The sequence below is a fragment of the Cycloclasticus sp. PY97N genome (assembly GCF_002443175.1).
Classification (GTDB): domain Bacteria; phylum Pseudomonadota; class Gammaproteobacteria; order Methylococcales; family Cycloclasticaceae; genus Cycloclasticus; species Cycloclasticus pugetii.
On record NZ_CP023664.1, the window covers coordinates 578042 to 602405 of the forward strand.

Annotated in this window: 23 protein-coding genes; 19 read left to right on the forward strand and 4 right to left on the reverse strand. The window is 40.8% G+C overall.

Annotated elements, in window-relative coordinates; genetic code table 11:
- The first annotated feature begins 48 nt into the window (after positions 1-48).
- The 6 genes from cysD to CPC19_RS02895 all read left to right on the forward strand — a co-directional run bounded on the left by cysD (position 49) and on the right by CPC19_RS02895 (position 4964).
- The gene (gene cysD, locus CPC19_RS02870) at positions 49-963 is read left to right on the forward strand and encodes a sulfate adenylyltransferase subunit CysD (RefSeq protein ID WP_015006793.1); all 915 of its coding nucleotides are present in this window, start codon (positions 49-51) and stop codon (positions 961-963) included.
- Positions 963-2405: a sulfate adenylyltransferase subunit CysN gene (cysN, locus tag CPC19_RS02875; protein WP_015006792.1), complete on the forward strand. Its 1443-nt coding sequence runs from the start codon at positions 963-965 to the stop codon at positions 2403-2405. Before cysD ends, cysN begins: the two co-directional genes overlap by 1 nt.
- Positions 2406-2524: 119 nt before the next feature.
- The gene (gene cysC / locus CPC19_RS02880; protein ID WP_016390471.1) at positions 2525-3250 is read left to right on the forward strand and encodes an adenylyl-sulfate kinase; all 726 of its coding nucleotides are present in this window, start codon (positions 2525-2527) and stop codon (positions 3248-3250) included.
- Positions 3251-3260: 10 nt separating this feature from the next.
- Positions 3261-3854, forward strand: a complete 594-nt coding sequence (gene cysC / locus CPC19_RS02885; RefSeq protein WP_015006790.1) for an adenylyl-sulfate kinase — start codon at positions 3261-3263, stop codon at positions 3852-3854.
- Between the two features lie 2 nt (positions 3855-3856).
- Positions 3857-4642: a 3'(2'),5'-bisphosphate nucleotidase CysQ gene (gene cysQ, locus CPC19_RS02890; RefSeq protein ID WP_016390472.1), complete on the forward strand. Its 786-nt coding sequence runs from the start codon at positions 3857-3859 to the stop codon at positions 4640-4642.
- Between the two features lie 13 nt (positions 4643-4655).
- Complete coding sequence (locus tag CPC19_RS02895; protein WP_016390473.1) at positions 4656-4964, forward strand: ferredoxin; 309 nt, start codon at positions 4656-4658, stop codon at positions 4962-4964.
- Between the two features lie 38 nt (positions 4965-5002).
- Here the strand turns inward: CPC19_RS02895 and CPC19_RS11840 are convergent, their stop codons facing one another.
- The 4 genes from CPC19_RS11840 to CPC19_RS02915 form a co-directional block, all read right to left on the reverse strand.
- Positions 5003-7768, reverse strand: a complete 2766-nt coding sequence (locus tag CPC19_RS11840; RefSeq protein WP_162789636.1) for an FkbM family methyltransferase — start codon at positions 7766-7768, stop codon at positions 5003-5005.
- Positions 7769-7781: 13 nt separating this feature from the next.
- Positions 7782-8606 carry a sulfotransferase domain-containing protein gene (locus CPC19_RS02905; protein WP_016390475.1) on the reverse strand — a complete coding sequence of 275 codons (825 nt, stop codon included), beginning with the start codon at positions 8604-8606 and terminating at the stop codon, positions 7782-7784.
- A gap of 4 nt (positions 8607-8610) precedes the next feature.
- A complete protein-coding gene (locus CPC19_RS02910) occupies positions 8611-9291 on the reverse strand; it encodes an ABC transporter ATP-binding protein (RefSeq protein WP_016390476.1) in 681 nt (226 codons plus the stop codon).
- A gap of 80 nt (positions 9292-9371) precedes the next feature.
- A complete protein-coding gene (locus CPC19_RS02915) occupies positions 9372-10160 on the reverse strand; it encodes an ABC transporter permease (protein WP_016390477.1) in 789 nt (262 codons plus the stop codon).
- Positions 10161-10467: 307 nt separating this feature from the next.
- Here CPC19_RS02915 and CPC19_RS02920 point away from each other — a divergent pair, with 307 nt between their 5' ends.
- The 13 genes from CPC19_RS02920 (at position 10468) to CPC19_RS02980 (ending at position 24351) form a co-directional block, all read left to right on the forward strand.
- The gene (locus CPC19_RS02920; protein ID WP_198003974.1) at positions 10468-11352 is read left to right on the forward strand and encodes a glycosyltransferase; all 885 of its coding nucleotides are present in this window, start codon (positions 10468-10470) and stop codon (positions 11350-11352) included.
- Positions 11353-11463: 111 nt separating this feature from the next.
- Positions 11464-12585, forward strand: a complete 1122-nt coding sequence (gene gmd / locus CPC19_RS02925; protein ID WP_016390479.1) for a GDP-mannose 4,6-dehydratase — start codon at positions 11464-11466, stop codon at positions 12583-12585.
- Between the two features lies 1 nt (position 12586).
- Positions 12587-13606 (forward strand): GDP-L-fucose synthase, encoded by a 1020-nt coding sequence (locus tag CPC19_RS02930; protein WP_096910739.1) that lies wholly within the window; start codon positions 12587-12589, stop codon positions 13604-13606.
- 68 nt (positions 13607-13674) lie between these two features.
- Positions 13675-14433 carry a glycosyltransferase family 2 protein gene (locus tag CPC19_RS02935; protein ID WP_033422368.1) on the forward strand — a complete coding sequence of 253 codons (759 nt, stop codon included), beginning with the start codon at positions 13675-13677 and terminating at the stop codon, positions 14431-14433.
- Positions 14434-14436: 3 nt separating this feature from the next.
- Positions 14437-15396 carry an SDR family oxidoreductase gene (locus tag CPC19_RS02940; RefSeq protein ID WP_016390482.1) on the forward strand — a complete coding sequence of 320 codons (960 nt, stop codon included), beginning with the start codon at positions 14437-14439 and terminating at the stop codon, positions 15394-15396.
- On the forward strand, positions 15380-15940 hold the full coding sequence (locus CPC19_RS02945; RefSeq protein WP_016390483.1) for a sugar transferase: 561 nt from the start codon (positions 15380-15382) through the stop codon (positions 15938-15940). Before CPC19_RS02940 ends, CPC19_RS02945 begins: the two co-directional genes overlap by 17 nt.
- 117 nt (positions 15941-16057) lie before the next feature.
- Positions 16058-16951, forward strand: coding sequence for a UTP--glucose-1-phosphate uridylyltransferase GalU (gene galU / locus CPC19_RS02950; RefSeq protein WP_016390484.1), 894 nt, complete (start codon positions 16058-16060; stop codon positions 16949-16951).
- Positions 16944-18569, forward strand: coding sequence for a glucose-6-phosphate isomerase (gene pgi, locus CPC19_RS02955; RefSeq protein ID WP_016390485.1), 1626 nt, complete (start codon positions 16944-16946; stop codon positions 18567-18569). The genes galU and pgi overlap by 8 nt, the downstream gene beginning before the upstream one ends.
- On the forward strand, positions 18559-19812 hold the full coding sequence (locus CPC19_RS02960; RefSeq protein WP_016390486.1) for a nucleotide sugar dehydrogenase: 1254 nt from the start codon (positions 18559-18561) through the stop codon (positions 19810-19812). Before pgi ends, CPC19_RS02960 begins: the two co-directional genes overlap by 11 nt.
- A 15-nt stretch (positions 19813-19827) precedes the next feature.
- Positions 19828-21729, forward strand: coding sequence for a nucleoside-diphosphate sugar epimerase/dehydratase (locus CPC19_RS02965; RefSeq protein WP_015006773.1), 1902 nt, complete (start codon positions 19828-19830; stop codon positions 21727-21729).
- Between the two features lie 116 nt (positions 21730-21845).
- Positions 21846-22274, forward strand: coding sequence for a 50S ribosomal protein L13 (gene rplM, locus CPC19_RS02970; RefSeq protein ID WP_015006772.1), 429 nt, complete (start codon positions 21846-21848; stop codon positions 22272-22274).
- 15 nt (positions 22275-22289) lie between these two features.
- Positions 22290-22682 (forward strand): 30S ribosomal protein S9, encoded by a 393-nt coding sequence (gene rpsI / locus CPC19_RS02975; protein WP_015006771.1) that lies wholly within the window; start codon positions 22290-22292, stop codon positions 22680-22682.
- Between the two features lie 157 nt (positions 22683-22839).
- Positions 22840-24351, forward strand: a complete 1512-nt coding sequence (locus CPC19_RS02980; RefSeq protein ID WP_016390487.1) for a GGDEF domain-containing protein — start codon at positions 22840-22842, stop codon at positions 24349-24351.
- Positions 24352-24364: the final 13 nt, after the last annotated feature.

Consider the following 24364-nt stretch of genomic DNA (forward strand, 5'->3'; position numbering starts at 1 on the left):
ATAATTCGTTATAATTAAACATTATATAATTTTATTTAAATAAACATTATGGTTATAAGTAAAAAACAACTGACGCATTTGAAGCGCTTAGAAGCGGAGTCTGTGCATATTATACGTGAAGTGATTGCTGAATTTGATAACCCGGCAATGCTTTATAGTGTAGGTAAGGATTCTTCGGTGATGTTGCATCTGGCACAAAAAGCGTTCTTTCCTGCCAAACCACCGTTTCCTTTGGTGCATGTCGATACCACTTGGAAGTTCAAAGAAATGATCGAGTTTCGGGATAAGCGGGCCAAAGAAGTGGGTATGGACTTGATTGTCTATATTAACCCAAAGGGTAAGGAGCTAAACATATCTCCATTTGAACATGGCTCATCGATGCATACCGATATCATGAAAACAGAAGGCCTGCGCCAGATGTTAGATAGTTATCAATATGATGCGGTGTTTGGCGGCGCTCGTCGTGACGAAGAAAAGTCACGTGCTAAAGAACGAATTTATTCATTCCGCGATAAAAATCACCGTTGGGACCCAAAGGCGCAACGCCCAGAATTATGGGATACCTATAATGGGCGCCATCAAAAAGGGGAGTCGATTCGGGTATTTCCGTTATCTAATTGGACTGAGCTCGATATTTGGCAATATATCTACCTTGAAGGGATACCTATTCCTGATTTGTATTTTGCAAAAGAACGCCCAGTGGTTGAGTACGGTGGAACCAAAATAATGGTCGATGACGAGCGCATGCCTGAAGAGTTACGTGACAAGGCGGTGATGGAGAAGGTGCGTTTCAGGACGCTGGGTTGTTACCCGCTAACAGGGGCAGTGGAGTCTACAGCGGAAACATTGCCTGAAATTATTCAAGAAATGCTGCTAACCAAAGTATCCGAGCGCCAGGGGCGATTGATAGACCATGATGAATCAGGGTCGATGGAGAAGAAAAAGATTGAGGGGTATTTCTAATGGCTGTTGAGCAAAATAACTTGATTGCATCTGATATCGAGGGGTATTTGAAGCAACATGAAAACAAAGAATTATTACGTTTTATTACCTGTGGTAGCGTAGATGATGGGAAAAGTACGTTAATTGGACGTTTACTGCATGACAGTAAAATGATTTTTGAAGATCAGTTGGCGGCAATTAATAATGACTCTAAAAAGCACGGTACAACAGGTGAAGCGGTTGATCTGGCTTTACTGGTTGATGGCTTGCAATCTGAACGTGAGCAAGGCATTACAATTGATGTGGCATATCGTTTTTTCGCCACGGACAAACGTAAGTTCATCATTGCAGATACCCCAGGGCATGAGCAGTACACGCGAAATATGGCAACCGGTGCGTCTACAGCCGATTTAGCGATTATTCTCATTGATGCGCGTTATGGTGTGCAAACACAAACACGACGTCATAGCTATATTACAAGTTTGTTGGGTATTAAGCATATTGTGGTAGCCGTCAATAAGATGGATTTGGTTGAATTTAGCGAACAGCGTTTTAATGAAATTAAAGACGAGTATCAGTCGTTTGCAAAAGAGGTGGGTATCAACTCGCCTGTGTTTGTTCCCGTGTCAGCGTTGACTGGTGATAACGTTGTTAATGCCAGCAAAAATATGCCATGGAATACCGATGCGCCGTTGATGGAGCAGCTCGATACGATTCCGCTTGAAGATACGGTAAATCTTGAAAACTTCCGCTTACCAGTACAGTACGTAAACCGTCCACACTTGGACTTTAGAGGCTTTTGCGGCACCATTGCGGCGGGTAGTATCCAGGTGGGTGATAGTATTACCGTGCTGCCATCGCAAAAAACGTCAGTGGTTAAACAGGTAATTCAGCCCGCAGTTAGTGAAAGCGAAATGAATGTTAGCGAAGCATTTGCGCCAATGGCGGTCACCTTGACGCTTGAAGATGAAGTGGATATTAGTCGTGGCGATATGATTGTGAAAACGACTGATCTTCCAGACGTCGCTGACCAGCTAGATGTCACCTTGGTGTGGATGAATGAAACGGCGATGAATACAGGGGTGGATTACCTAATCAAAAGGGCCAGTAATGTTGTGCCAGGTAGGTTTGAGCAGATTCATCATAAGGTCGATGTTAATACATTAGAAAAAATTGAAGCCAGTGAATTGCAACTCAATGAAATTGCTCGTTGCCGCTTATCGCTGAAGCAAGCGATTGCTTTTGACGCATATGCCGATGTAAAGGGAACGGGTAGCTTTATTGTGATTGATAAGTACACTCACGCCACGTTAGCGGCGGGTATGATTCAAGAGAAATCTACTGTTGCCGCAAACGGGCAATCAGCAAAAGAATACAGTGCTTTTGAAAAAGATTTAAATGTATTGATTAGACAGCACTTTCCCGAATGGGGCTGTCGATCGATTGATGATTTGCTCTCGTAAAGAATCACTTGGTGTTAGTCACTGCATGGAAGCAGGGCTCATAATCCGGCTTGCGAAGGTCGATAAGTTAACGAAAATAGTTAATGAAAATTCTTAGGGATAGGACGTAGAATACACGGATGTATAAAGAAACGAATAAGCGCTCTCTTATCAAAGGGGTGACGTGGCGTATTGTTGCGACAACAACAACGATGCTGATTGTCTACGTGTTTTTTGGTCGACTGGATCTTGCTATTGCAACGGGGTTGCTGGAAAGTGTTTTAAAAATTGGACTTTTTTGGCTGCACGAAAAGGCTTGGCTAAAAGTGCGCTGGGGGAAAAAAAGAATAGAGCCTTTCAATCTTTGGTTTACCGGCTTACCACTGAGTGGCAAAACGACCATTGCTGATAAAGTTTTTGAGCAACTTGAAAAGCTTGATATCCCCATTGAGCGGATAGATTCAAAAGATATTCGGGACCTCATCCCGAATATTGGTTATACAAGGGACGATAGAAATCGTCATATGCACCGTATTGGCAACCTTGTTTGTACCTTGCAGAACAATTCAGTGTCAACTGTTGCCTCGTTTGTTTCACCGTATAAAGAATCACGCAGAGCAATTCGTGAAATGGTCAGAAATAATATTGTTGTTTACGTAAAGGCAGACATCGAAACGTGTAAAAAGCGTGATCATAAGGGTGCTTACGCAAAAGCCTTAAGTGGGGAGTTTAAAAACTTTCCTGGCGTCGATGAGGTATATGAGGAACCTGAGCATGCCGAAGTAGTCGTTGATACGGATGCTTTGTCAGTTGACAAGTCAGTTGAAGTAATTGTTAAGTACGTTAAAAAGCATTACATCAAATAAGGGTAAATAAATGAGTACAAACACGGTATGGCATGAGCATCATATTAGTCAAAAGCAGCGCTCTATTTTAAAAAAACAAAAACCTTGTATTTTATGGTTTACCGGCTTAAGTGGTAGTGGTAAATCAACGGTTGCTAATGCAGTAGAAAATCAACTGTTTGCGATGAAGAAGCACACCTATTTGCTCGATGGCGATAACGTGAGGCAAGGGCTTAATAAAGGACTTAGCTTTAGTGAAGAAGATCGAATAGAAAATATCCGCCGCGTAGGTGAGGTGGCTAACTTGTTTTGTGATGCAGGCTTGGTTGTCGTTACTGCGTTTATTTCCCCGTTTGCTAAGGACCGTCAAATGGTGCGAGATATGGCCATGCAAGGCCAGTTTGTGGAGGTGTTTATTGATGCACCATTAGAGGTTTGTGAGCAGAGAGATCCTAAAGGGTTATATAAAAAAGCGCGTGCAGGAGAGATTAAAGACTTTACGGGTATCGACTCACCTTATGAGGTGCCGGTAAACCCTGAGCTGCATGTTGTTAACGACGGCATTAGTATTGAAGAGGCGGCTACGGAAGTTGTGGCTTACCTTAAAAAGAACGCATATATTTAAAAATGTTAGATAATATAAACATAGAAGACATTGTGGCACTCGCAAAAAAAGCAGGTGATGCCATTATGGATATTTATCAAAAAGATTTTGAGGTTGAGTTTAAGGCTGATCAATCGCCACTGACTGAGGCCGATACGGCGGCGCATAAGATTATAGAACAAGGCTTAAAAGAGCTGGATCAAAAGAATAATAGGCTAATCCCCTTGATGTCAGAAGAAGGCAAAAATATTCCTTATCAGGATAGAAAGGATTGGGACTACTTCTGGATGGTTGACCCTGTAGATGGTACTAAAGAATTTATCAAAAAAAATGGTGAGTTCACCGTCAATATTGCCTTAATAAATCAAGGCATGCCTGTTTTAGGCGTGGTGTATGCGCCAGCGCTGGGGCAAATGTATTGGGCTAAGCAAGGCGAAGGGGCCTTTAAAGACGGGCAGGCTCTACCGTTAAAACGAGCTGAGCAGCGCGATAGCTATAAAGTAGTAGCTAGTCGTTCGCATCTGTCTGATGAAACAAAAAAATTCATTGATGAGATAAAAACAGAAAAAGTCAAAGAGCTAGTATCCATTGGTAGTTCCTTGAAGCTTTGTCTCGTTGCAGAAGGTGAAGCTGACATTTATCCAAGACTAGGACCAACAATGGAATGGGACACGGCTGCGGCACACGCGGTTGTTTTATGCGCTGGAATGAAGGTATGTGAGTTTAATAAGGGTGGGATCTCAAAACCGCTTGTATATAATAAACAAAATTTACTGAATCCTTTTTTTATTGTTTCATCCATTAGCTAACAAATAAACTTATATGGCTTACTATAAACAGCATATCTTTTTTTGTACCAACCAGCGAAGCGATGGCCGCGCGTCTTGCCAAGACCATAATGCGCAAGAAATGCGTGATTACTTAAAGAAGAAAGTAAAAGAAGCAGGCCTTGCAGGACCAGGTGGTGTAAGGGTTAATAATGCAGGGTGTTTAGATCGCTGTGGTCAAGGCCCTGTGCTGGTTATTTATCCCGAAGAAACCTGGTATCAATTTAAGAGCAAAGGAGATATTGATGTAATACTGGAGCAGCACATAAAAAATAATAAGACAGTCCAAAGGCTTGTTATTTAATGTCTAAAGCTCTTTTAGGTAATGAGCTAATAGGTTTTTTATGACCTTGCTGCGCTGTAGCGCTGTTTTATACGAAATTTCAGATCAACAATAAAGTGTCTAAGCATGAATGGAAAAATTGATTTCCTAATGTTTTTTATTGTTGGTGTATAACCTAGTTCTCTTGTTCGTATGATGTTCATCTCCTCAAGGCCTATTTTATCCATTTCGGCAGATGTTTTTTGTTGAGAGTGAACACGGAACGCGCCTAAAAATTGAGGAATATGGCCAAATGTAGCGCCTACATTGTAAAAACGCATCAATAAATCCCAGTCCATAGCAAATTGGAAAGACTCATCTATTTTGCCACCTGCCTTTTCCCAAATGGAGCGCCTCCAAAATAAGGTCTCTTGAGGTATATAGTCAGCCCAAGCTAAAGTCTTTTCGCAGTGGTCAGGTAAAATCCATCTGCCAATTTCCATGTCATCATCATCAATCATCAATCGATTGCCATATACTACATCAATATGGGGGTGTTGGTTGAAATATTCAATAACGGTGTTTATTGCACCTGGTAATAATAAGTCATCGGAATTCAGCCAAGCCATAATCTCCCCCGATGTGTTCAAGAACCCACGGTTGATAGCTTGAGATTGTCCGTTATCAGGTTCTGATTTCCAGCCTGTTAACAGGTGTCCATTTTTCTTAAGGACCTCTACAGTACCATCGGTCGAGCCACCGTCTTGTATGAAGTACTCAAGGTTAGGGTACTCTTGGTTTAATACACTGTTTATGGTTCTTTCTATAAAGTTGGCTTGTCCATATGATGGTGTAACGATAGAGAGTTTAGGTGAATGTGTCAGTACTACTTTATCGTTAGGCGGAGTTTTTAATGGCCTAGGAGAGTATTGCCTCAACCAACCTAAACGCGGACGGGCGAGGCGGTTAAATTTTAACTTAAAGTAGATTGGTATAATCTTGCAGCGGTGTATTAGCTGTCTACAAATTGATTTGGATAGCTCATATGCGACGGCTTGTTTTTCAAGCAATACAGTTTTTTGTTCTTGAATAACACTTTCTTTTGTTTGCAATTCTTTTAACTGCTCTTGTATTACGGCTTGTTTTCCAAGCAATGCAGTTTTTTGTTCTTGAATAACACTTTCTTTTGTTTGCAATTCTTTTAACTGCTCTTGTATTACGGCTTGTTTTCCAAGCAATGCAGTTTTTTGTTCTTGAATAACACTTTCTTTTGTTTGCAATTCTTTTAACTGCTCTTGTATTACGGCTTGTTTTCCAAGCAATGCAGTTTTTTGTTCTTGAATAACACTTTCTTTTGTTTGCAATTCTTTTAACTGCTCTTGTATTACGGCTTCTTTTTCTTCTAACCCTGCTATAAGCTGGTTAACATGGGAGCATATTGATTGATATGATTTTTTGGATTGTTCATTAATAAACGTTTTTATGTTGTTGAAATCAAAACGTTGGTGAACAAAGAATACATTTCCCCAGTCACCGCTTATGGACCAGGGCATGTTTCTTTCAATGACTTCGATTGAGCCGTTTCTACGCACAATAACTGATTCTGGATAACCATTGCTTTCTGCCCATATCACTAAGTCTTCTAAAGTATAAGAATTCGCGCCACTTGTTTCGGGTAAGTCGTTCCAATACTCAGCCATGATAATGGTTGGTCGTAAACTACCTAGTCCGTGTAGAACATTCAAATCATGACCGTCGGTATCTATTTTTAGAAAGTCAATTTGCTCGGGCTTGCCACTAAAAAAATCTTTCAGCGTACATGTTTTAACTTCTACTATTGTGTTGCCTCTATTTACCGTGGAAGAGTCCCCCAGGTCACTCAATGTGTGATGGTAGTCCAGCTCATTTCCATCGTTATCAGTAGCCACATGAAATTGTGCGGAGCCTGTTTCATTTGAAACAGCGTAGGGGTTGATTGAAACGACATTAGACGCTTCATATTTTTTGCGGAGGTTATCAAGGTGTCGAGGTAAAGGTTCAAAACCGTCAACTTTACCAGCGCCCGATTTGATGGCTAAGTCTATAAAGCTACCGCGTTCGACACCGATATCGACGACATAGGGTTGCTTAAATTGAGAAAAAAACTCCCTAGCTATATTGTATTCTATTTCCTGACCGTATTCATCCATCGTGATGTATCCATTTTGTTGTAGCCAAGTTGAAAAATCTTCTTGGGTTTGTTGATATATTTGTTTTTCGATACCGCTGAGGTGTGCGGGGTCGGGCTGAAACGTTCTATGTTGCCCGAGTACCATATCTTTGGGAGAATAAGAGTTTGATTCTGAGGTCTGTTTGCATGTAAATTTTTTATCAATTTTATGCAACATAAGTTCATCTTCATGCAGTTGTAGGTGCGGACTTATATTGTTAATTAACTCCTTTATCTCGACTAACGTTGATTCTTTGTTGCTGTTCGCAATTTCATAGCGTATTGATATGTCGGCACTGCTCGTCCATTGCTTGTGTGCATCTAGCCAAGAAGTAATTTCATCAGAAGAGTAATGTAAGTCAAATTTTCTGTAGCAACTAACTGCCACTGTTCTAATGTCCCTGAAAGAATAGATGGTTAAATCAGCATGTTCTGCAAGTGTTTTGCTGTAATGATGGCACTTTGCTAGACAAATACCTTTAGAGGTTGTGAAGGCACCTTCAGCATCTTGGTCATCTGGCGCTATCCACAGTGTTTGCACGTCATTATCACTTAAGAGTTCTGCAGCGACATTGAATATCCACGTCGTCATTGAGCGTGGCATGCCACAAATAATGATCTTTAAGTCTGGAGGCATATTTAAGAGGATGCTAAGCTGAAAGCCGACTGAATGCAGATGTTGGGCTAACAGAATACCCGAAGGCTTCCAATATATCTTGGAACTCGAGCTCTAGAAATTGTTGCGTTTCAGCTGACAGCTTTTTTTTATAATTCCCCGGGTGAACTTGTCTTACATGACTTTCTTCTTTTTCAGTTTCAGGGAAAACATCATATTTATTAACAATTTTTGTGAGAATTTTTTCTTCAATAACCCATCCATACTGTTGGCAGATGTTTTTAAGGAATGATAGTTTGTCGTAAATGATGTCTTCGTACCTATAGATAACGCAATTGTCTTGGGAAAGGATTTCTTTGTAGCTTTTGATTCGCTTAATATGTGATTTATATTTTTCTTTCACAAATGCTTCGATGTCTTGGGCGTCTGCGCTCTCTCTTCTTTTTAACCAAACCTCACGAAGCAGGCCTTTTTTTGGTATGGCGTGTGATTTTTTTCTTGAAAAATACATGGAAACTAAAGCGTCCATTGGGTTTCTTATTAGTAATATTTTTTTATGGTTATTTAAGTTCTCTAATTTGTATGCCTGTGGAAAAAAACGGAACCCACCATACAGGTAGCCTTTGGGTTTAAAAAATAGTTTTGAGTTGGGGATTTCTGAGTTTGGCATTATCCCATTAATAAACATTTGGTCTTGCATGCTAAAGTATGTAAGGCCAGCATGGGGCGCTAAATCACTTAACATATTAAACAATAGGGTGCTGCCAGATTTATGAAGGGAAAAGGCATAAACGCTGGGGGCTTCAGATGTAGAGGGTGGTAATGTTAATTGGTTTAAAAATTCTTCAATATCTCTCATTTTATCATTCCCATGGGTTTGAGTTTTTTTGTGGTTTTGTGGTTTTTGATCGATAAAATTCAATGGCTTGTTTAGGCGAGCCATCAAAAACTAAAGTGCCTTTGTTAAGGACTATGGCGCGATCACAAAAACCGTCAATGGAGCTCATGTTGTGCGTAACTAGGAGAATAGTGGTTCCATTTTTTTGTAATTTCTTTAAATGCTCTTTGCATTTATCTTGAAAGAAGGAGTCGCCAACGCTTAAGGCTTCATCGATAATTAAAATATCTGGCTCTAGAGCGATTTGAACTGAAAAAGCAAGGCGAGCTTTCATTCCGCTAGAGTATTCCTTAATAGGTTGGTTAACTGCATTACCAATGCCAGAGAAGGCTATGATTTCTTCAAGTTTATTTTTGATTTGTGATCTGGTTAAGCCAAAGAGGAGACCATTGAAATAGATGTTTTCGATGCCGGTGTAATCCAAATTAAACCCACTGCCTAGCTGAAGCAGGGCAGCAATTTTTCCTTCAATTTTAATGGTGCCACTAGTTGGCTTTCTAGTGCCAGTTAGTAATTCTAATAGAGTGCTTTTCCCATCCCCATTTCTTCCAATAATAGCAATGGACTCTCCTTTGCTAACACTGAAAGACACGTCTTTGACAGCCCAGAGTTCTTTGATCCCTTTTTTATAGGAGCTAAAAAACATACAGAGTATTTTAGATAAATGGGAGTGGGATATGTTGTAACACTTGCTTAAGTTGGAAACGGTGATGCAGGTTAAGTCGTTCATATTAAATCAGCAAAGTGTTTCCTCATGGACATAAAAAACAAGTATGCCAAACAAGAGGATATTAATGAAAGAACAAAATAAATAGCTAAAGCCGAAAAGTCTGGTGCTGAATGATTGAAAACAATAGTTCTCATTTGCTCTACTATCAGTGATATTGGGTTGATGGTTATTAATGCATCTAATATATAAGGAGGGTTCTCGAATCGATATAGAACAGGGGAGATAAATAATATTCCACGGGCAAGTAGTCCTGTTATTTGTTCGATGTCTCTTGAGAGCGTCCCTAAGGCCGCAATTAACCAGGAGAGGCTTAAGAGCATCGGAAAGCAAATAGCTATCAATAAGGGAATGTAGAAAGTCTGAATAGGAGGGGGGGCGACTAGTACAGCGTAAGCAATTAATAGAATGTTCAGCGAAATAAAAAGATGAAGTAATGATGAAATGCAAATAATGACAGGTAAAATTTCAACAGGGAAGATGACTTTTTTTACGAGTGTTTGATTTTTTAAGATAACTCGGACAGATTTCGTAATACATTCAGATGTTGCAAAATAAATGATTAGGCCGGAAAAGAGCATTAAAACATACTCTCCGTTATCTATAGGCATGCCATTTCGGGCTCCTCTTAACCCAAAGCCGAAAACTAAACTATACATTGCAAGCATAATTAAGGGCGTTATAAACGCCCAAGCGAGCCCAAAAATTGAGTCAAGGTAACGTGATTTGAAGTCCCTTTTTAATAACTCAAAAATAAGGCTTTTATGGTTATAGGCTGTTGTTAGCAATGGGTTAACATCCGTGATTTATAATTTAAAAAGCGATAGTAATTAAATAAGCTTAGGTCTTCTTTTTTGCAAATTTTAATGTTGTTTACGTCGAGCCTAGTTTTTTTTGATACGTTTTTTATGAAGACGTGGTTTTAGTGGGGCCAAAGGTTTAGTAGCTTTTTTGTTGGTCTTTTTCAATTATCGTATAATAACGTATTACTGCTTTATCTGTCAGTAATGGAAGCGAATTACTTGATTGGTTATTCGCAATACTTTTGCCGGAAGGTTTGTTTGTATTGAATTGCAAAAGTGTTTTTATGAATGAGTGAATGCCTTTTTATTAAAAAGTGGATGTAGAGTGGATGACGAGTTAAAAATTAGTATCGCAGTGCCGTCATATAACTATGCTTGTTTCTTAGAGGAGGCTCTTGCTAGTATTAAAAGGCAATATTACGCTAATTATGAGGTATTAATTGCTGATGGCGGTTCTGTCGATGGATCGTTGGAAATTATTGAGAGGTTTTGCGGTGAAGACGAAAGATTTCGATTAATAAGTAAAAAAGATGCTGGGCAAGCAGATGCTATTTCTAAAGCATTTCAGTTTGCATCTGGTGACATCTTGTGCTTTTTAAATGCAGATGACTGCTATCTGGATGATGATGTGTTTGGTTTGGTGGTTAATGCTTTTAAGCTAAATCGATCGACCGAAATAATTAGCTTTGGTGGGGCTTATATCGATATAGATGGGAATTGGATGAAACGTATAAATTATCGTTACCACCCTTTAGATAGTTTTGATTTGATGCCTTACCGAACCGCGGTAATACAACCGGCAACCTTTTGGAAAAGACATGTTTACGATGAAAATGTGTGGCCCAAAGAGTTTAACTATGTGTTTGATGTGGTGTTTTTTTACAATGCTTTTTTGAAGCATTCTTGGTTAGAGGTCTCAAATATAGTTGCTGGGTACAGGTTGCATGATAATAATAAGTCACTAACAGTGAGGTCGAGTAGGGTCTTTGAGTTAGCGGCTTTCGAAAGAATTAAGTTTGGAGAAAAGTCTTTTCGAGCTCAATATTTGTTTAAAATAGCCAGAATTCTACAGCGTCATGGTAAACGAAAACTTGGTGGACTTGAGCTATCAAAAGCGATTTACTTTATCGTAAACACAGTGGCCTATATAAGTGTTTATAGGCTGCCTAGTATTTGAATGGTTAAGACTTAATGTTTCGATGTCTCTTTATAAATTATATAGGAGCAGAAATAGCGTATGAAAAGAAATTTATTAATAATTGCGTGTAAATAAAAATATGGGAAAAAGATGAATAAGAGAGCTTTAATTACAGGCGTAACGGGCCAAGATGGGTCTTATCTGGCTGAGTTGTTATTAGATAAAGGGTATGAAGTTCATGGTATTAAGCGCCGCTCATCTTCATTTAATACTGAACGAGTTGACCATATTTATCAAGATCAACACATTGATAATCCAAAGTTTTTTTTGCACTATGGTGATTTAACTGATACGTCCAACCTTACGCGTATTTTGCAACAAGTTCAGCCTGATGAGGTGTATAATCTCGGGGCTCAGAGTCATGTGGCTGTGTCTTTTGAGTCACCAGAATATACGGCAGATGTTGATGCGATGGGCACGTTACGGATATTGGAAGCGATTCGTATATTAGGTTTAGAAAAGAAAACGCGTTTTTATCAAGCCTCTACATCAGAATTGTTTGGGGAAGTTCAAGAGGTTCCTCAAACGGAGAAGACTCCTTTCTACCCGCGATCACCTTATGCTGTGGCCAAGATGTACGCCTATTGGATTGTAGTTAACTACCGTGAAGCTTATGGTCTGTATGCGTGCAATGGTATTTTGTTTAATCATGAGTCGCCTCGTCGTGGTGAAACTTTTGTTACTCGTAAGATTACTCGGGCCTTGAGTAATATTTCTCAAGGCTTAGAGGAGTGCTTGTTCCTAGGTAATATGGATGCGCTACGTGATTGGGGGCATGCAAAAGATTATGTGCGTATGCAATGGATGATGTTGCAGCAGGAAACTGCAGAAGACTTTGTAATTGCTACGGGAAAGCAAATTTCTGTGCGTGAGTTTGTGCGACTCTCAGCTGCTGAGCTGGGCATTGAATTAGAATTTAGTGGGGAAGGTTTAAATGAAGTAGGGATAGTTAGATTTCTATCAGATGAGTCATTGCCTGGTGTTAAGGTGGGAGATGTGATTGTCAAAGTTGACCCGCGTTATTTCCGTCCAACTGAGGTGGAAACTTTGTTGGGCAATCCAGCAAAAGCCAAAGAAAAACTCGGCTGGGTACCAGACATTACGGTTGAACAAATGTGCGCTGAAATGGTGGCTCATGATCTTGATATTGCAAAACGTCATGCTTTATTGAGATCGCACGGGCATGATGTAGCGATAGCCGTAGAGAATTAAGATGGCTGCAAAACGAATTTTTATAGCAGGTCATGAGGGTATGGTCGGTTCAGCAATTGTCCGTCAACTACAGCAGGAAAAAGGCGTTGAGCTGGTTACGCGGACACGTCGTGAGTTGGACTTGGTGTCGCAGGCAGACGTGACTACATTTTTTCAACAAGAAAAGATTGACCAAGTGTATTTGGCGGCTGCTAAAGTGGGAGGGATATATGCGAATAATGAATACCCGGCTGAATTTATTTATCAAAACCTGATGATTGAGACAAACATTATTCACCAGGCCTATGTAGGGGGTGTAAAAAAGCTACTATTTCTTGGTTCATCTTGTATTTACCCTAAGTTGGCAAAACAGCCCATGCAAGAGTCCGAGTTATTGACGGGGATCTTAGAGTCTACTAATGTGCCATATGCTATTGCTAAGATTGCAGGCATTAAGTTGTGTGAATCTTATAATCGCCAATATGCTATTGCTAAGATTGCAGGCATTAAGTTGTGTGAATCTTATAATCGCCAATATGGTGTTGATTATCGTTCGGTGATGCCAACTAATTTGTATGGTAAAAATGATAACTTCCACCCTGAAAATTCACATGTGATACCTGCGATGATGCGCCGTTTTCATGAAGCAAAATTAGCAGGTGACCAAGAAGTAACCGTTTGGGGTACAGGCAAGCCAATGCGTGAGTTTTTACATGTTGATGATATGGCGGCAGCTAGTGTTTTTGTGATGAACCTAGATAATGCAATGTATCAAGCTCATACAGAGCCGATGTTGTCGCACATTAATGTTGGTACAGGGATTGATTGCACCATTCGTGAATTGGCAGAAACAATGGCTAAGGTTGTAGGGTTTGAAGGGAAGTTGATATTTGATGGTAGCAAGCCAGACGGTACGCCTCGTAAATTGATGGAGGTGACGCGATTAAAACGGCTAGGCTGGAGCGCGGGCACAAGTTTAGAGGCCGGCCTAGAAAGGACATATGAATGGTTTGTGAATGCAGCGGAATCTTTACGAAGTTAATCGACCTTGATTTGCTTTAATGTAAGCGATAAGCCCTTGGGCAAGAGAACATGTTCGGCTTTATAGTGATGAAAGTTTCGATTGTTACAGTTTGCTATAATTCCTCCTTAGTCATACGATCATCTATTGATTCAGTACTATCTCAGTCCTACACTGACATTGAATATATTATTGTTGATGGAGGGTCCAACGATGGGACACTCAAAATTGTAAATCAATTTGCTGATCAAATTCATCACGTAATTAGTGAGCCAGATAAGGGGATTTACGATGCGATGAATAAAGGGATAGAGCTAGCAACAGGTGATATAATTGGTGTCCTGAATTCCGATGACTTTTACTCTAGTCCAGATGTTATTTCTAAAGTAGTGAATGTATTTAAGCAAAATGAGGGTATTGCTTTATTGTCTGGTAATGTCGATTTTGTTTCGGAACGTAATTTAATTAAGCCTGTTCGAAAGTACTCTTCTTTTAACTTTTCGCCTTGGAAGATGCGGTTTGGGTTTATGCCTGCCCACCCCGCGACATTTATTAAGAAGGCAGTATACAATGAAGTTGGTTTGTATAAAGTAGGGTATAAAATTGCTGCTGACTTTGATATGTTTATTCGAGTACTAGTGAAGCATAAGTTTAAGTACACAAAATTAGATAAGACGTTAGTTAGAATGAGGTTAGGAGGTGCCAGTACGTCAGGCTTTAAAAGCTATTGGGTCTCAACCAAAGAGATAGCCCGTTCATTAAATGAAAATGGTGTGTATTCAAACTTCTGGTTTGTATTCCTTCGCTTGCCGATAAAGTTTTTTCAGTTATTTAACCCTTGGGGTTAGCTGATGAGTAGGGTTTTAGTTACTGGCGCTACAGGGTTTATTGGGCGGGCTGTGACGGAGAGGTTGCTCTCAAGCGGACACTCTGTCGTGGCGGCGGTTCGTCAAAGTTCCGGTATTCTGGGGTTAGGTGTCAAGGTGGTAGAGGTTGGTAATACTTCGGCACAAACTGATTGGCGTCAGGAATTAAATAAGGTTGATGTGCTTATTCATTGTGCTGGGCGTGCTCATATTATTAATGAGATGGTTACCGACCCTTTAGCTGAATTTCGACAGATAAACACGGCGTCAACATTAAATTTAGCGAAACAAGCGGCTGAGGTGGGAGTTCGACGATTTGTTTTTATAAGTTCTATAAAAGTTAATGGTGAGCTGACGGTAAAAGAGGCTTTCTGCCCTGATGATATATTTGTTCCAACTGACCCATACGGATTATCTAAATATGAAGCTGAACAAGGTTTGTTGGCTTTAGTAAAGAGTACAGATATGGAGGTTGTTATTATTAGGCCAACACTAGTGTATGGTTCTGGCGTCAAAGGTAATTTTGCTAGTCTGCTAAAATGGATTGAAAGCACAGTTCCTTTGCCTTTTGGTGCTATTGATAATAAGCGCTCGTTAGTGGCTTTAGAAAACTTGGTTGATTTTATTATTCATTGTATTGATCACCCAAGAGCTGCAAATGAAATCTTTTTGATTTCAGATGGCGAAGATGTGTCAACAACTGAGCTAATACAGAAGGTCTCAAATGCCTTTGGCAAAAAGGCGTTCTTACTGCCTATTCCTGTGACTTGGATGAGGTTTGTGGCAAGGGTGATGGGTAAGACAGATGTGGTAAATCGGTTATTTGGTTCTTTGCAGGTGAATAGTTCTAAATCTCGGGAACTACTTGGCTGGGAGCCAGTTATTACGATGGATGAACAGTTGAAGAAAACAGTGAAGGCGTACTTGAATGAAAAGGCTCGCTGATTTAATTTTGGCTATCAATGCTGTTATTATTTTTTTTATTCCCATTTGTGTTGTGACTATTTTGGTTAGACTAACGTCAAAAGGGGGGGCTTTATATTGGTCCGATAGAGTAGGCATTAATAATGATGTTTTTAAAATGCCTAAATTCCGTAGCATGAAAACAGATACGCCCGCAGTTGCCACTCATTTGCTAAAGGATCCTAAAAGTTTGTTAACGCCAATTGGTGGTTTTTTGCGCAAATCAAGCCTAGATGAGCTGCCGCAACTATGGTGTATTTTAAAAGGAGACATGAGCTTCGTGGGGCCTCGTCCAGCGTTGTTTAATCAGGGTGACTTGATTGCCCTACGGACTAAAAATGGTGTTCATGAAATGTTGCCTGGTTTAACAGGTTGGGCTCAGGTTAATGGTCGAGATGAGCTGCCTATATCCAAAAAAGTAGAGCTAGATGTTGAATACAAGCATCGGCGCTCATTTTTCTTCGATATTTATATCCTTTGGTTAACGTTTCTCAAGGTGCTTAAAAGAGATGGTGTTTCCCATTAATTTAATGGGTACGTGATTCTGGGTTGCTATTTTTACGAATTTAGTCAGGAAAAAAGCTGGTAGTCTTTTTTCTTTGCTAGACTTAGCGATTATCGATAGTTTTAAGGAGCAAGGACGTTGAAAGTAAGGAAAGCAGTAATCCCCGTTGCGGGCTTAGGGACGCGCGTTTTACCCGCTAGTAAAGCGATCCCAAAAGAAATGATGCCAGTAGTGGATAAGCCGGTTATTCAATATGTGGTTGAAGAAGCTGTTGCCGCGGGGATAAAGGAAATTATTTTGGTGACGCGTGCGGGTAAATCAGCAATAGAGGATCACTTTGATTCGCATTATGAGCTTGAGGCTGAGTTAGCACGTAAAAATAAAACGGCGTTGTTGGCGGCTATTCAAAATATTGTCCCCCCAGAAGTATCGATTATTTCAATTCGGCAACCCGAAGCGAAAGGCTTGGGGCATGCCGTACATTGTGCTGCGAGCACGGTTGGCGGCGAACCATTTGTAGTTATTTTACCTGATGTGTTGGTGAATAACGGGGGTGATAAAACGAATGACTTAATGAGAATGGTTGTTGAGTTTGAAAACACAGGTGCGGCTCAAATTATGGTCGGCGAAGTGCCTGACGATAAAGTTCAACTATATGGTATTGCTGACTGTGGAGGCGTTGCTCCGGAGTTTGGCGAATCTACAGCTATTAAAGGACTGGTCGAGAAGCCAAAGCAAGACGAATCGCCTTCAAATTTAGCCGTTATTGGTCGTTATGTGCTGCCAGGGAAGATTATGAGTTTGCTGGCTGACGGTAAGCCCGGTGCGGGTGGCGAAATACAACTCACGGATGCTATTGATGCTCTATTAGAATTGGAGCCAGTGGAGGCCTATAAAATGATGGGTGATACATATGATTGTGGAGAAAAACTGGGTTATTTAAAGGCTAATCTTGCGTATGGTTTACAGCATAGTGACACGGCCAACGGTTTGAGACAGTTTATCAACGCCTTAGCTAATGAGCATGAATAGTGGTGAGGTAAAAGCATGGGTTGATCTTCAGTCGCACGCTGAAGAAATGAAGGGGTTGCACCTATCTGAGTTATTTCGTCTAGAGGCTGATAGGTTTGATGATTTTAGTTTTTCTACCGAGAGTTTTTTATTAGATCTTTCAAAGCAGCGGATTACCAAAGACACATTGGGTAAATTAATGGCCTTAGCTGAGCAGCAAGCGCTGGGCGAATGGATTGAGAAATTATTTACTGGAGAACAGGTCAATGTATCGGAGGGGCGTTCTGCGTTGCATACTGCGTTACGGCTCCCCAAAGAGGAAACCCTTAGGGTTAACGACCGGGTTATTACGGAAGATATCCATGCTTCCTTAGAAAAAATGGCGTTATTGGTTAGGCAGATCCAGCAGGCTCAGTGGCGAGGTTTTGATGGTCGACCTATTCGGTCAATTGTAAATATTGGGGTTGGAGGTTCAAACCTTGGGCCGTTAATGGCTTGTGATGCATTAGAGCAATATACGCCTGCTGAAAGCAAGCAACTTGATATCCATTTTGTATCATCAATGGATGGGAGTGAACTAGAAAAGCTACTTCCTTTATTAGAGCCCGCGACAACATTATTTATTGTGGCCTCTAAAACATTTAGCACAATTGACACCTTGGCAAATGCTAATACGGCTAGGGAATGGTTGTTAAAAGCAAGTGGGAAGTCTGTTGACTTAATTAATCAACATCACTTTATTGCAGCAACTGGGAATATCCGTGCGGCACAATCATGGGGGGTTCCCGAGAAAAACCAATTATTATTTTGGGATTGGGTTGGTGGGCGATATTCTTTGTGGTCAGTAATAGGGTTGCCTATTGCGCTTAAAGTTGGTATGGAAAATTTTCGTGCGATTCTTAAAGGTGCTCATGCAATGGACAGGCATTTTAGAGAGACGAGCTTTGATAAAAATTTGCCCGTTTTATTAGGCTTGGTTGGCGTTTGGAATATTAACTTTTTGAATATTCATGCACACACAATTTTGCCTTATGATGGGCGTCTTTCACATTTACCATCCTATTTACAACAGTTGGAAATGGAAAGTAACGGGAAAAGTGTCAATACCAAGGGAGAGCGGCTTAATTACCGAACCTGCCCAGTGTTATGGGGTGAAGTCGGCTCGAATGCACAACACGCGTTTTATCAGCTTTTACATCAAGGTACTGAATTGGTGATGTGCGACTTTATTACCACAGCGGTACGCTATGAAGGCGAAGGTGAAGAGCTTCAGCTGCAGCATCAGTTATCGCTTGCTAATTGCTTGGCGCAATCTAGGCTTCTGGCCTTGGGCGCCGAATCGGAAAATGATTTAGGTTATCAGCATTACGATGGCAATCAACCTAGTAGCACGATTATGTTGGATGAGTTAACCCCAGAAACGTTTGGCGGACTGATTGCTTTATATGAGCATAAAGTGTTTGTGCAGTCGGTGATTTGGGAAATAAACCCGTTTGATCAGTGGGGCGTGGAAAAAGGCAAAAAGCTAGCTTCATCATTATTACCAGAGTTTCAGTCACAGGTGAGTGGGGACCTGGATTCATCTACTAGGGGATTGATTCAGCGTGTTCAACGTCAACAGGCTCAGTATGAAAGTTAATGTGTATGGTGCGGGGCTTTCTGCCTGGGTTGCGGCGACATGCCTAGCTAAAGTAGGAAACGATGTAGCTATTTGCGGTGTGTCGCAAGGTGAATTAGGAAAGATTCCGACGGTTCGTGATGAGCCGAGTTTATTGCAACAGTTAGAAGCGCAGATTAGTAGTGGCCGACTTAGTCGGCGTAACGAAGGAGTGCAGCCAGAGGCTAATATTCATTGGCTTGCCTTTCAGCCAGACCAGCAATACAAGGCTGAGCAAGTGATGGAGCGGCTTTCTCAATCAGCTCAAAATGATATGCTGGTCGTTAATCAATGTAACTTTGCGGTGGGAGCGACACGTGACCTGCAAACTCGATTAAAAGGGAAAGGCTATGTGGTGTATATCCCCGATAATTTACAAGAAGGTTCGGCGATCCAGGGTTTTAGTCAACCTAACGGGATCGTTTTGGGGCTAGATCATGATAAGGCATTAGTTAAGGCTCGAGCTTTATTAAGGCCGTTTAGTGAGGGCTTGAATACACTGCAGTTAATGACAACTCGTGAAGCTGAATTTACCAAATTTGCTATTACAGGCATGCTCGCTATTCGTTTAGGTTATGTTAATGAATTGGCTAATCTGGCAGATCAGTTAGGTGTGGATATTAGCGTTGTTCAAGAAGGAATGAGGGCTGATACAAGGATCGGTGAGCATTACTTGTCGCCGGGCTGTGGTTTTGGAGGGCAGAACTTCCATGCTTATGTTTCTAAGTTTTCTGGCATTTTTCAACAGCAGAAGCAGCAATCACTCTTAAAAGCAGTTGTTGACGAAAATGAGGTGCAAAAAGAGTTGCTGTTCAGGAAATTATGGCAGCACTATAATGGTGCTTTGGACGGTAAGATGGTTGCAATTTGGGGGTGTTCATTTAAGCCAGGGACAGCCAGTATTGATAATGCACCTAGTATAAAAATAATTAATGCGCTGGTTGCACAAGGGGTTCAAGTTAATATCCATGACCCAGAAGCAATACCAAATATAAAAAGTTATTATACAGGTGAAAAATTGATCCGTTATTGTAAAACACCGATGGATGCAGCAGCTGGTGCTGATGCGTTATTACTCGTTACTGAGTGGCCGCTTTATTGGTCACCTGATTATGAGCAACTTGCTAAATGCATGAATGATCGTTTGATCATTGATGGGAGGAATGTTTTTGATAAAGAGGTCGTTAAACAGCACGGGTTTTATTATTTAGGAGTAGGTCGGTAGAGGTGTGAGTTAAATATGGATATTTTTTCACTTCCAGGTTGGTTCATTAGTCGAAGCAGGCGGATAAAGCGTGCGGTTACGCTGCTATTTGATTTTATTGTTATTACGTTGGCTTTATGGGTATCCTTCTCACTACGGCTAGGTGAGTTTTATTGGCCCGAAGGCAGCGTAATTTGGTTGTTTGCTGTTGCGCCTTTTATAGCAACACCTATTTTTATTAGATTGGGCTTGTATCGAGCGATTATTAGATATATTGGCTTTCACTCTTTATGGGTTGTGGTTAAGGCGGTCTCTCTTTATAGCTTGCTTATTGCTTTTTTTGTTGTGTTGGCGAACATTGAAGTTGTGCCGCGTTCAGTTCACATTATTAATTGGTTGGTGGCTCTCCTTATGGTGGGTGGAAGTCGAATGGTGGTGCGTTGGTGGCTGGCAGGGTTGGCTCCTGCGAATGTAAATGCAGCTCGTAATGTGGTCATTTATGGTGCGGGCTCGTCAGGTATGCAAGTGCTTGGGCAACTAAATGTAAAAAGTGGTATGAAAGTAGTGGCCTTTATTGATGACGAGCCATCACTTCATCGGCGGCAAATGGGTGATGTTCGTGTGCACCCGTTCTCACATTTGAGCCGACTTATTGAGCGACATGGAGTGAAGGATGTGTTATTGGCGATGCCCTCAGTGTCACGGTCTCGCCGTAACCAAGTTATTGCTTTGTTGGAGCCTTACCCAGTAACTGTGAAAACGTTACCAACATTAGCTGAAATTGCCGAGGGTGAAGTAACGGTTGATGATATAAGAGACGTTGAAATTGAAGATTTATTAGGCCGTGATCAGGTATTGCCTAATAAATCTTTGATGGCGAAAAACATACATAATAAAGTTGTGATGGTAACGGGGGCAGGTGGCTCAATCGGAGCTGAGCTGTGTCGTCAAATCTTGCAGCAAAAGCCAAAAGAGATTGTTTTATTTGAACATAGTGAGTTTGCACTTTATATGATAGAGCATGATTTAAAAAATCAGCCGATCAGCGAAGAAGTGGTCATTAAGCCTGTCTTGGGGTCGGTAACGGATTCAGATCGAGTTTTATTAGCTTGTCAGGCGGCGCACGTTGAAACGGTATATCATGCTGCAGCCTATAAGCATGTGCCATTAGTTGAGCAAAACCCAAGAGAAGCAATTAAAAACAATATTCTGGGGACCTTATATACAGCTGAGGCAGCATTAAAGTCGAAGGTTAAGGACTTTATACTGATCTCAACAGATAAGGCTGTGCGGCCTACTAATACGATGGGGGCTTCAAAAAGAATGGCTGAATTGGTTTTGCAGGCATTAAGTAATAAGCATAGAGGCGTATCTGCAACACAATTTGCGATGGTGCGTTTTGGCAATGTGCTCGGCTCGTCAGGCTCCGTCATTCCTCTGTTTAAGAAGCAAATAAAAGAAGGTGGTCCAGTGACTGTGACGGACCCTAAAATTATTCGTTACTTTATGACAATCCCTGAGGCAGCCCAATTGGTTATACAAGCGGGTGCCATGGCAAAAGGTGGCGATGTGTTCGTTTTAGACATGGGCGATCCTGTTAAAATATTAGAATTGGCAAAGCGAATGATTCATTTAAGTGGACTAGAAGTTAAAGGAGATGATACGCCGCACGGAGACATCGAAATAAAGTTCACCGGGTTACGCCCGGGTGAAAAGCTGTATGAAGAGTTATTGATCGGTAATGATGTGAAAAATACAGACCATGAAAAAATCATGCGGGCTAATGAAAGTATGATTCCTTGGGAAGAGCTGAATGTTCTCATTAGGCGTTTGCAGCAAGCGATTAATGACAATGATGATGTTGAAATTAGAGCGGTATTATCAGAAGCAGTGGTTGGTTATAAACCACAATGTGCTATTGCGAATGTGCTGCATTAGACGTTTTTAGTTCGATTTTATAAAGTTTTGTAACTTAACATTGTGATTTAGATAAAAAATAGATAGAATACGCGGCTCTTTGATAGACCCGCATCTCGAGTGAGTGGAATTAAGAAATGAAAACATTTAGCGCAAAAACAGAAGAAGTAGAACACGATTGGTATGTTGTTGATGCCGAAGGTAAAGCGCTGGGGCGCTTGGCCACAGAAATAGCACGCCGTTTACGCGGTAAGCATAAGCCTGAATATACACCTCACGTTGATACGGGCGATTACATTGTTGTCATTAACGCTGAAAAAATTGGTGTGACAGGCAATAAAGAAAAAGACAAGATGTATTATCATCACACAGGTTACATTGGTAACTTAAAGTCTGTTTCTTTAGGTAAGCTTCGTGAAACACACCCAGAGCGTATCATCCAATCAGCTGTTAGAGGCATGTTGCCGAAAAACACATTGGGTAGAAATATGTTCAAGAAAATGAAAGTATTTGTTGGCGCTGAGCATACGCATCAAGCTCAACAACCTAAAACATTAGAACTATAACAAGAGTTTATTATCATGGCACAAACCCAATATTATGGAACTGGTCGTCGTAAAAGTTCAGTTGCACGTGTTTTTGCACGTCCTGGCAAAGGCGAGATTAAAATTAACAATGCAACGCTAGATACTTATTTTGGCCGCGAAACTGATCGTATGATTGTTCGTCAGCCACTAGAAACAGCAGAAGCAATGGAGAAATTTGACCTTCTTATCACTGTAAAAGGTGGTGGAACATCAGGTCAAGCCGGTGCTATTAGATTGGGGATTACCCGGGCATTAATGGAGTTTGATGGCGAGTTACGTCCTGCCCTTCGCAAAGCAGGTTTTGTAACACGTGATTCACGTGAAGTTGAGCGTAAAAAAGTTGGTCTTCACAAAGCGAGAAAACGTCCTCAGTACTCAAAACGTTAATCGTATTGCTTCAAATAAGAGCGAAAGTTCTTACCGTTTTAAAAAAAGCCCATTATTAAAATGGGCTTTTTTTGTGCAAAAGGAAAAGAAATCGGTGTGTTGGTATCTTTTTAAAGGTTGGTCTATACTTCAAACATGATTATTTAGATACTGATTGATGGCAGACTATAAAGAGAAGTATAGGCGTGCATTAAAAGAGCTGGATGAGTCCGAGCAAAAGGCGGCAGATAGTATTCAGGCGTTGTATCAAGTACTAATGTCGATATTAAAAGGAGTTAAAGGGCACCATAAGGCAATAGATAAAGCGATTAACTCGTTACCTAGGAATACGCCCAATGGTGAAGGAGCACCTGTTGAAGCATTAAGTCGTGTAAGAGACTTAGTGATAAGCTATTTTGATAAAGACGATTTACGTTCAGCAATTACCACGTTAGATATTCTGTTAGAAAATTTAAAAATGTCAGATGTATTGGGTGATGATGTTGAAATCTTGCAAAAAGATGCCGCTAAGATTCGTACTCCAAATGAGTTAAAAGCTTTTACCCGAAAAGTCGTTAATTTAATAGTTGGGGCGCTTTTTGATAATAGTGGTCCTTCAATTAAAGCTTCTTTAAACGGATTAAAGGGTGATCTAGCACGTCAATTAGGAAGTCTTGAAGCATTAGACGCCGGGCTTGCAGAGTCGATTAAGGTGGCTGGGTTGCATAAAGATATTGAGAGGATTGCTAACTTATCTGACCTTAGTACTTTTCATAAAGAAACTTTTGATGTGCTAGGAAACGGCATTGTAAACAAGAATGAGCTCATTGTTGAGTTCTCTGGGCTTGTTGAAACAGTTATTCATAAGTTGGCTGAACTTTCTTCAGATCTTAGGCAAGCAGGAGCTGAAGAAGCAGATGAATTAAAAGATCGATGGCGTTTGACTGAGTTGATGGGTGGTCAGGTTAAAACATTGCAAGAGTCGGTGTTGCAAGCAGATAATTTAGCGTTATTAAAGACCTTGCTGACCAAACGGCTTGCTGAGTTTAGTCAAACAGTCTCTGAATTTACCGAGGTAGAAAGGCGTCGAGTAGATGAAGTCGAAGGGTATGCATTTTCCGTAGCGAATAAATTAAAAAAAATGGAGTTACAAGTACAAGAGCTGAAATTATCGCTAATACAGGCACATGAAGAAGCACTGGTTGATGTGTTGACGGGGGTTGCAAATAGGCGAGCGTTTGATGAGCGTATTAGGCTCGAGTACGAGCGCTGGAAACGAAATGCAGAGCCTTTGGTGTTGGCGGTGTTAGATATTGACCGTTTTAAAAAAATTAATGATACGTATGGGCACTCTGTAGGTGACAAGGTGTTATGCACGATTAGCCAGTTAATTAATAAGCAGGTACGAGAAAGTGATTTCTTTGGTCGAATTGGCGGCGAAGAATTTGCTGTTATTTTTACAGGTAGTGACCTTGATAGTGGGTTAAAAAGGTTAGAGCAATTTCGAAAAAGTGTAGAAGATTGTAAGTTTGGTTATCAAGGTAAACGACTTACAATAACAATGTCTGTTGGTTGTGCCGAGTTTGCTCCTGGAGATACGGTAAGTGATGTCTATGGAAGGGCTGATCAGGCCTTGTATAAAGCTAAAAGTTTAGGAAGGAACCAATGCTTGAGTGAGCGGGCAATATAATCCTTAAATGTTT